The 9,758-nt window shown below is 44.5% G+C and carries 7 protein-coding genes; all 7 read left to right on the top strand.

Features of this window, described 5'->3' with window-relative positions; genetic code table 11:
* The first annotated feature begins 194 nt into the window (after window positions 1–194).
* The gene (locus PENNN9_RS06385; RefSeq protein WP_058368867.1) at window positions 195–2,027 is read left to right on the top strand and encodes an extracellular solute-binding protein; all 1,833 of its coding nucleotides are present in this window, start codon (window positions 195–197) and stop codon (window positions 2,025–2,027) included.
* A gap of 93 nt (window positions 2,028–2,120) precedes the next feature.
* Window positions 2,121–2,900 carry a hydroxyacylglutathione hydrolase gene (gloB, locus tag PENNN9_RS06380; RefSeq protein ID WP_058368866.1) on the top strand — a complete coding sequence of 260 codons (780 nt, stop codon included), beginning with the start codon at window positions 2,121–2,123 and terminating at the stop codon, window positions 2,898–2,900.
* Between the two features lie 84 nt (window positions 2,901–2,984).
* A complete protein-coding gene (gene yejB / locus PENNN9_RS06375) occupies window positions 2,985–4,055 on the top strand; it encodes a microcin C ABC transporter permease YejB (RefSeq protein WP_058368865.1) in 1,071 nt (356 codons plus the stop codon).
* Window positions 4,055–5,137: an ABC transporter permease gene (locus PENNN9_RS06370; RefSeq protein WP_058368864.1), complete on the top strand. Its 1,083-nt coding sequence runs from the start codon at window positions 4,055–4,057 to the stop codon at window positions 5,135–5,137. Before yejB ends, PENNN9_RS06370 begins: the two co-directional genes overlap by 1 nt.
* 1 nt (window position 5,138) lies before the next feature.
* Entirely contained in the window at window positions 5,139–6,836 is a 1,698-nt protein-coding gene (locus PENNN9_RS06365; protein WP_227511750.1) for an ABC transporter ATP-binding protein, read from the top strand.
* Between the two features lie 205 nt (window positions 6,837–7,041).
* Entirely contained in the window at window positions 7,042–8,358 is a 1,317-nt protein-coding gene (locus PENNN9_RS06360) for an iron-containing alcohol dehydrogenase (RefSeq protein WP_058368863.1), read from the top strand.
* Between the two features lie 177 nt (window positions 8,359–8,535).
* Window positions 8,536–9,758 (top strand): peptide-methionine (R)-S-oxide reductase MsrB (gene msrB, locus PENNN9_RS06355; protein WP_058368862.1); only part of this gene is annotated, 1,223 nt, incomplete at its 3' end.

Below are 9,758 nucleotides of genomic sequence, written 5' to 3'. Positions count from 1 at the left end.
CCTCATAGCACCTACTTAATAATGCAAACCATTAGGTTAAAAAACTGAAGTTTGTTATGATAAAATCTCGCGACATGGCTAAAAAAAACTGAAGTTTGTTATGATAAAATCTCGCGACATGGCTATTTTGCAGTCAGTATTTAAGTTTTCATTAGTTAAATTGATTGAGTTTAGAGGGTAGTTACAAGGTCATGATGATAAAAAATGCCATGCTAAAAGCCGTCTTACTCATCACCACTATGAGCTGGATACCAGCCAGTATTGCGGTGCCAATCACCACTACCGCGCTTGGTCATAATAGCCCGACTAAGTATATTGACGCGCCATACATGCCTTATGCCAATCCAAATGCGCCGACAGGGGGGACATTGTCGCTTGATGCGCGTGGTACCTTTAATGCAGCCAATAAATGGATGACCACGGGTGTAGCAATGATTGGTACTGACTATTTATATGATACTTTGATGACAGGCTCACTAAATGAAGCCTTTACCATGTATCCGCAGCTGGCAAGTAAGGTGACCTACGACCCTGAGGATACCAGCTGGATTATCTATCATATCAATCCAGCCGCGCGCTTTTGGGATGGGTCACCTGTCACCAGTCACGATGTCAAAGCCACTTATGATGCGATACTGAATAAAGGGCCGATGTATATCCGCAGTTATTTGGGCGATATTAAACATATTGAAATTATTGATAAGCAACGAGTGAAGTTTGTCTTTGCTTCTGATGACAATAAAGAGATTCTATTAACAGTCGGGCAGTTTCCGATTTTTGCCAAGTCTTCTATTGATGTTGATTTTGAAAAAATTAGCTTAACGCCATTGATGGGTAGTGGACCTTATAAGCTTGGACGCGTCGATGCCGGACGTTCAGTCAGCTATGTACGTGATCCCAATTATTGGGGGCGTGATTTGATGGTCAATCGCGGTCGTTATAACTTTGATATGATTAAGTTTGTGTATTATCAAAGTGATGAAATTGCTTTTGAGGGTTTCAAATCTGGTCAATATCGCTTTCGCCCGGAAAACAAAGCTTCTAATTGGGCAACCGGTTACAACTTCCCAGCAGTAAAAGCAGGCCTTATTCACAAAGAAAGCATCAGCAGTCAGAATCCCGTACCGATGCAGGCACTGGTTATGAATATGCGCCGACCACTTTTTCAAGATATTCGCGTGCGTCAAGCATTAACCGCAGCTTATGACTTTGAATGGATGAATAAGACATTATTTCATGGGCAGTATGAACGCTTGCAAAGCTTCTTTCATGGCTCAGAGCTTGCCGCTACTGGTACGCCATCTACTGCTGAGGTGCAGGTGCTAGCGCCTTTATTACCTAAGCTTGAACCAATTCAACGTAGAGCGGTATTAGCAGAGTGGCAACTGCCCACCAGTGATGGTAGCGGCTTTAATCGTGAAGCGTTATTAAAGGCGCGTAAGCTTTTGCTCGATGCTGGGTTTTATTATGACGATATGAAGTTATATCAGCCTGATGGCAAGCTTGCTCAAATTGAGATTTTGATGACAGGCGAGACCATGGGGCGTGTTTTATTGCCTTATATTCGTAATTTAAAACGTTTGGGATTTGATGCGACTCTACGGCAAGTGGATGGGCCGCAATATTACGAGCGAATGCGCCGCTTTGATTATGATATGGTGGTCGATGTATTTGCGCAGAGTTTATCGCCTGGCGCTGAGCAAGCGGCATTTTGGGGTAGTGCGGCGGCTGATCAACCTGGCAATAGAAATACAGTCGGTATTAAAAACACAGTCATTGATGAGATAACAGCTGCACTTGCAAATGCTGAAAATCGCGACGAGATTGTTTTATACACTCAGGTGCTAGATCGTCTACTACGCGGGGGACATTATGTAGTGCCCCTATATGGCAAATCTGGTACCAATGTGGCCTATTGGGATCAGTATCGCCATACCCAAAAGCTACCAACTAATGCTGTCGGTATCGATTATTGGTGGGTTAATAAAGAAGCCGAAGCACGCGTCAACAAATACTTAAGAAAATAAACGATGGTTTTTAATTTTTCATCAAAAAATAGCTACTCTCAAGATTTGAATAAAAACATAAGCAACACCTATAACTACTGGTAAGGATTTGATATGAGTATTCGTATTCACCCGATTAAAGCGTTTAATGATAACTATATTTGGACGCTCATTAACGAGGGTAACAAGCAAGCCATCGTTATTGATCCCGGTCAAGCTGAACCTGTCATTACCTACTTAGAAGACAATGAGCTGGAGCTTACGTCTATTTGGACTACGCATCATCACCATGACCATATCGGCGGCGTTGCAGAGTTACAAGAGTCTTATCCGATGACGCATCTGGTCGCACATAGTGAGCATACGGTAGATGAAGACCAAACTATTAAAGATGGTAGTACGGTAAGTGCTTGGGGCTGCTCCGCGCAAGTATGGGATGTCTCAGGTCATACGGCCAGTCATATGGCTTATATATTAGATATCGATGGTAGTAAACATTGCTTTTGCGGTGATACCTTATTTAGTGCGGGCTGTGGACGTGTATTTACGGGGACGATTGAGCAGTTGCATGAGAGCTTTAAGCGTTTAAATGGCTTGCCAGCAGAGACATTATTGTATCCAGCTCATGAATATACCGCCAGCAATCTGCGCTTTGGCCTATCTATTGAGCCTGCTAATGAAGCAATGCAGCAAGCATTGGCGCAAGCTGAAGAGAAAACCGCCCAAGGTATCCCGACATTGCCAGTCACTCTAGAACATGAGCGCGCAATCAATGTGTTTTTGCGCACGCAAGAGCCGAGTGTGATTGCAGGCGTCAAAGCTAAGATGGCTATTGATGATGATAAGTCGCTGACGGTATTTGCCGCGTTACGTGAGCTGAAAAATAACTTTTAAATTCTAGGGCATGTCCTCAATTCAATTTTTCAAATGAGGACACGCCAAAAGTGGTCCTACCTGTTTATTTTAGGAAGCTGTCATATGGGTCGTTATATCTTAAAAAGATTGCTACTGATATTACCGACGCTATTTTTGATATTGCTGGCGAACTTTGTAATTGTACAAGCAGCGCCTGGCGGTCCTGTGGAGCAGCAGCTAGCGCTTATCGAGCAGGGTGCGAAAGACAGTGCGCTCGGTGGTAATATCGGCGCGGGTAGTGCAGGCGGCAACGATAGCACCTATCAAGGCACGCGCGGTCTATCGGAGGAGATGGTTGCGGCAATTAATGCCCAATACGGCTTTGACAAGTCAGCCCCTGAGCGCTTCTGGTTAATGCTAAAGAACTATGCCAAGTTAGATTTTGGTGAGTCGTTTTTTAAAGGCCAGACAGTGACCGATCTCATTATAGAAAAGCTACCAGTATCGATCTCGCTTGGGCTGTGGAGTACGCTGCTGATTTATATGATCGCCATTCCACTCGGGGTCTATAAAGCCATGCATCATGGTTCGGGGATTGATAAAGCCACCGCTATGCTACTTGCCATTGGGCATGCAATACCAGTATTTGTGTTTGCAGTCATACTACTGGTGTTTTTTGCGGGTGGTAGCTACTGGAATATCTTTCCACTGCAAGGACTAACCTCTGAGAATTTTGATCAATTAAGCGCACTGGGTAAAGTGAAAGATTACTTTTGGCACCTGGCATTGCCGCTGCTAGCAAGTACCGTTGGCGGCTTTGCAGGCTTAACCTATTTGACCAAGTTTAGCTTTTTAGAGGAGCTGGGTAAGCAATACGTGCTTACCGCTCGAGCCAAAGGCTTAGGCGCGCGTCAAGTGTTGTACGGTCATGTGTTTCGTAATGCGATGCTGATTATTATCGCTGGTATTCCGGCAGCTATCGTTGGGATTTTCTTTGCTGGTAATTTTCTTATTGAAATCATCTTTAAGCTCGATGGTTTAGGACTGCTTGGCTTTGAAGCCATTCAGCAGCGTGATTATCCAGTGATATTTGGTACGCTGTTTATCTTTACCTTAGTTGGTCTACTATTGCAGCTCATCAGTGATTTAAGTTATCATTTAATTGATCCTCGTATTGATTTTGAGGGGCGTTAATGTCAAGTCATCCATTACCTTCAACACCCTCAACCGTATCTTCTATTCCTATAGAAAAAAAACGTCGCCTAAATCCTATCTGGCAAGCACGCCTAAACCGCTTTCGTCACAACCGTCTTGGCGTCATATCGCTCGTTATTTTTGCTCTGATATTTGTCCTTTGTATGGCAGCCAATGTGATCGCCAATGACAAGCCACTACTAGTGCAGTATCAAGGCGATTATTATTTTCCTGTGCTAAAAGCCTATCCTGAGACGACTTTTGGCGGGGTATTTGAGACCGAAACCAATTACAAAGACCCTGCGGTGCAAACGCTGATTAATGAGCAAGGCTTTTATGTGATGCCGCCCATTCCCTTTGCCGATCAGACGCCAAACGTTGAGCTGGGCATTCCATATCCTGCGCCACCCAATAGCCAGAATTGGCTTGGTACTGATGATTTAGGCCGTGATGTGCTGGCGCGGATACTTTATGGCATGCGGGTATCGTTATTGTTTGGTCTGGCACTGACGCTAGCAGGTGCGTTGATTGGCGTCATCGTCGGTGCGATACAAGGTTATTACGGTGGCTGGGTAGATTTGGCAGGGCAGCGCTTTATGGAAGTGTGGGGCGGGATGCCGCAGCTGTTTATGATTATTATTTTGGTCAGCTTGTTTAGTCCCAGCATCTTTATGCTGTTTGCCATGATGCTGCTATTTGGCTGGATGGGATTGGTCGGTTTGGTACGCGCCGAGTTTTTACGGGCGCGTAACTTTGATTATGTCCGTGCCGCTCGCAACCTTGGTGTTTCGGACAGTCAAATCATGCTCAGACATATCTTGCCTAATGCGTTGGCCTCAAGCTTGTCACAACTGCCGTTTATCCTAACCGCTAATATCATTGCTTTAACAGCGCTAGACTTCTTAGGGTATGGTTTACCGCCTGGGTCACCATCGCTTGGTGAGTTGATGGTGCAAGGGAAAAACAACCTCGATGCCCCTTGGCTGGCCTTATCTGGATTTTTCAGCTTAACCTTTATTTTATCATTGCTCATCTTCGTTGGCGAAGCGCTGCGTGATGCCTTTGATCCGAGGCGCTCCTGATATGACAACTGATAAGATGATAAACGCCAATATGAAAACTGCTACTGAGCAAAACAACCGTTTAAACAACAGTCATAGCAACGTACAAAACAAACTCATGCTGATAGTGGATGAGCTTAGCATTGCTGTCACTTCTGGCGTGCCTTTAGTCGATAATTTATCCTATGAGCTACGGCAAGGACAAACCCTAGCCATCGTTGGTGAGTCGGGTTCTGGTAAATCGATTGCCAGTCTTGCGCTGTTGGGCTTGTTATCAGACAGTTTGACCGTTACTGGTGAAGTGAAATTGGCCGATGACACGGGTATGACGACATTGCCGATAAGCAATCAAAAAACACGTGATGCTGCGCTACGCTCTATCCGCGGTCAACGCATCGGCATGGTGTTTCAAGAGCCGATGACGGCGCTCAATCCACTACATACCGTCGCTAAGCAAATCGCCGAGTCGTTGCGTCTCAGCGGTGTATCCAAAAAGCACTGGCGAGAGAAAAGTATTGCCTTGTTAGACGATGTCAATATTACTGAGCCTGCTGACAAGCTGAATCGCTATCCGCATGAGCTGTCTGGTGGTCAACGTCAGCGGGTAATGATTGCTATGGCATTAGCGCAGCAGCCAGATATCTTGATCGCTGATGAGCCGACCACCGCGCTTGATGTCACCTTGCAACATGAGATTCTCACCCTGTTAGATGATCTCAAGCGTCAGCACAATATGGCAATGATATTAATCAGCCATGATCTCAATTTGGTTAGACGCTACAGCGATGAAGTCATCGTTATGCGTCAAGGGCACACTATTGAACAAGGGCAAACCGCAGATGTGTTTAGTCAGCCTAAAGCGGACTATACCCGATCGCTTATCAAGCAAGACTTTGGGCAAGCGCTAAGTTCATTTAATAATGCAAGTCAGCAACCAACCGTATTGCAGGTCAGCAACTTACAAGTACAGTTTCCGATTGAAAAAAGCTTGTTCGGCAGTACTAAACGCTGGTTCGATGCGGTAAAAAATGTCGATATGAACCTGCAAAAAGGGCAGGCACTCGGTATCGTTGGTGAGTCAGGCTCTGGGAAAACCACGATTGCCCTTGCGCTAAGTCAATTACTCAGCAATCAAGCGCGTGTCGGTGGTCGGATACTGGTTAATGAACAAGATATTTCAGCATTGTCCAAGAGCGAGTTGCGTAAGTTCCGCTCGCAGATTCAAATGGTATTTCAAGACCCTTTTGCCAGTATTAACCCGCGTATGACGGTCATGCAGATAGTTGAAGAAGGTCTATTAGTAAAAGGCGTGGGCAAAGTTGCTCGCCAGCAGGCAGTAATAGATAGTCTGGCGACCGTGCACCTGCCTGCTGAGTTTGCGCAGCGTTATCCGCATGAGCTATCGGGTGGGCAGCGTCAGCGGGTAGCACTTGCGCGCGCACTTATTATGAAGCCAAGTCTATTGATACTGGACGAACCAACGTCTGCACTTGATAGCACCACGCAAGTCACTGTGGTCAGCTTGCTACGTGAAATTCAGGAAAAACTGCAAATCAGTTACGTGTTTATCAGTCACGACCTAAAAGTCGTACGCGCATTATGCCAACATATTATGGTGCTAAAAGAAGGCATATGCATTGAGTCTGGACCTACCGAAGATGTTTTTGAAAATCCAAAGCATCGGTATGCAAAGCAGTTACTGCAGGCAAGCAAGATTTAGCATCAGTAGAATTAAAAACGTCAATTTAAAGCATTTTTTTTACATCGCTGCTGTGGCCTGTGGTCTTATATAGCCGTTTTAACGAGCATGGTTGGTTAGGTAAATAAGAACACATCAGTTCACAATAATAACTATATTTAAAGAAATACACTGTCACAATGAGGCTAGAGAGTAGTTAATTATAATATGATTAAAAGGATTTTTTATGCCCTCGAAAAAACAAAACTCTGTTGCTAAATTATTAAGTACCAATGGTTTACAGCATGCAGGCTATTTGACAGTTGCCAAGACTCGAGCCAAGGCATTAAAAGCCTTCTCTTATGTAGTACCTATTAGAAGGCCAATGTTATTCGTCGGTGAGACCTCTTGTGAGGATCTATGCGATATGCTTATCAGTGAAGGTAGTAGCAATGTATTTATTGTCACTGATGCGGTGCTTAACAAGCTTGGTGTTCCTGCCAAAATTACTGACTATCTAGATAGTAAAAACATCAGCTATCATGTCTACGATGGCATCACGCCAGATCCTACTTTTACCGTCGTTGAAGAAGGTTTGAGCCAATCTATTGACGCTCAGTGCGACTCAATTATTGCCATCGGCGGTGGCTCGGTCATTGATGCAGCCAAAATGATCGCTATGGCACAGGGAAATAAATGCACACCGCAGCAGCTTATTGGTCTTTTTAAAGCGAAAAAACCCTCTATGCCATTATACTGTGTGCCAACGACAGCTGGTACGGGTTCAGAAGCGACATTGGGAGCAGTCGTATCCGACGATAAGACCCATCAAAAGGCCTTGTCTATCGACCCGAAGATGGTGCCATTAGCTGCAGCCATTGATCCAACTATTATGCAAGGTATGCCAGCACATATCACCGCCGATACGGGTATAGACGTGTTGACACATGCCCTAGAGTCTTGGATGAGTGCCAATGCCAGCGTCGAGACCGACTATTATGCTGCCTCTGCGGTCAAATCCGTTATGGAGTATCTGTCAGTCGTATACAAAGATGGTGGCAATCTAAAAGCCCGTGAAGAGATGGGAATAGCGGCGCACTATGGCGGTATCGCTTTTAATAAAGCGGGTCTTGGTTATGTCCATGCTATCGCACATCAGCTAGGCGCATACTATAGTATTCCTCATGGTCGCGCCAATGCCATCGTCCTGCCTTATGTCCTCGATGTCAATCGACAAGCGTGCCAAAAAAGACTGGCGGAGCTGGCCAAAAAAACTGGCATGGTAAAGGACGGGCAAGCTGGCAATAGTGACGCTGAGATTGCCGATCATCTTATCGCGCAAGTACGAGAATTGATTGCCACTTTAAACATCAGTCCAACGGTCAAAGGTATGCAAAGTAGTGACTTTGATAGCATTGCGAAAGCTGCGGCTAAAGAAGTCAGTGACACCTATGCAGTTCCGACTTATCTGTCTAAGTCTGAGATTAAAGACATCTTAATAAAGATCAAGCAGGCCAGTGAGGATCGGATGAGCAAGAATGAAAGTAACGACGAAGCTGCATAATAAAGTAAGCCTTAGTAAGACAAGGTATTACCAGTTTTGTGTATGAGGTGTTCTTAATTGGTTGAAAACTTATCAAAAGCCCTTCATATATAATGATACAGGAATCTTTTAGTATTGCTTATTTTGGGTGCTTTTTAAGGGTTCTATAATTTTATAACGTTACTGTTAGGAAATCTTATGAATCGAAAATTAAAGACGAGCGCTGTGGTTATGGCTATCGCGGCAAGTAGCACTCTTTACGTTGGCTGCGCCTCTACTGAGAACACTGCTACTGTAAAAAACATGCCTGTTGATAACCCTTATGCACCTACTGATCCAAATTTGGCAGTGGCTACTGTAGCTGGCGGCTGTTTTTGGTGTGTGGAAGCGGGTTATGAAAAGATACCTGGTGTGATTGAAGTAGTATCTGGTTATGCTGGTGGACAATCTACCAATCCAACTTACAGTACAGTATCAGCAGGAGGTACAGGTCATACTGAGGCGGCTCAAGTGTACTATGATCCAACGAAAATCACTTACAATGGCATCGTGCAAGCCTTATGGCGAATTGCTGATCCTACCGATGATAAAGGTCAGTTTGTCGATCGCGGTACGCAGTATCGTCCAGCTATTTTTTACCAAAATGAGCAAGAAAAACAGATAGCCGAGTCGGCTAAGCAGTCGTTGCAAGCTTCGGGTGTTTATGACAAACCCGTCGTGATTGAAATTGTTCCTGCCAGCGATTTTTATCCGGCAGAAGAGTATCATCAAGATTATTATAAAAAAAATCCGTTACGTTATAAGGTCTATACCTTTAACTCTGGTCGTTACCAGTTTATAGAAAGTGTGTATGGTAAAGATTATGAGCTGGACTTTAGTCAGTTTAAGCCAACTTCTACTAGTGTAGAGTTAGGAGTGGAAGATAGCGCATCGAAAGTGCTAACTTTAGAAGAGACAACAAAATTGGGCTTTAATCCAGATAATTTTGTCAAGCCCTCACAAGTTGAGCTAAAAAAGTCGCTGAGTAGCATTCAATATAAAGTCACGCAAAAAGATGATACTGAACGCGCCTTTGATAATGCTTATTGGGATAATAAAGAGCCTGGATTATATGTAGATGTAGTATCAGGTGAGCCATTATATTCTTCACGTGATAAGTACAAATCTGGCACAGGCTGGCCGAGCTTTACCCGTCCTTTGGATACAAGCTTCGTCATAGAAAAAGCAGATCGGGGTATATTTGGCACTCGTACCGAAATTCGTAGCCGCTATGCCGACTCACATGTCGGTCATGTCTTTGATGATGGTCCAGCACCTACAGGCAAACGCTATTGCATGAACTCAGCGGCATTGCGTTTTATTCCATTAGCGCAAATGAAAAAAGAGGGCTATGGTAACTGGATTGATCAGGTCAAACCAGT

Origin of the sequence: Psychrobacter sp. ENNN9_III (assembly GCF_001462175.1) — a bacterium.
Taxonomy (GTDB): domain Bacteria; phylum Pseudomonadota; class Gammaproteobacteria; order Pseudomonadales; family Moraxellaceae; genus Psychrobacter.
This window is presented reverse-complemented; position numbering and strand designations above follow the sequence as displayed.